The organism is Dellaglioa sp. CoH-55-MRSF-7, assembly GCF_056782235.1.
Window position 1 is genome coordinate 1 of the sequence record NZ_JBXAYI010000165.1, and the last position, 269, is coordinate 269.

A 269-nucleotide genomic window follows, 5' to 3' on the forward strand; every position below is an offset into this window, starting at 1 on the left:
ACATCGCTTATCTCAGATAGCGGTTCTACTACTGGGAACATAAAACTCAAAACTCTGGTTGCTGGTAGCAACATCACCATCGCGCCTGATGCAAATGGCAGCCTGAGAATCACAGGAACGGTGCCTCCACCGCCTGTTACTTCGGTGTCCGGACAAACCGGTGCTGTCGTTATATCCACGGTGAATAACAATGGAGCAACCGGTACATCGCTTATCTCAGATAGCGGTGCCACAACCGGCACAGCAAAGCTCAAGACGCTGGTAGCAGG

At 51.7% G+C, this 269-nt stretch carries 1 protein-coding gene; it reads left to right on the top strand.

The genetic code is table 11. From position 1 onward, the window contains the following. Positions 1 to 269: hypothetical protein (locus tag AC1RPU_RS08260; RefSeq protein WP_481769690.1), on the top strand; the 269-nt coding region annotated here is incomplete at both ends.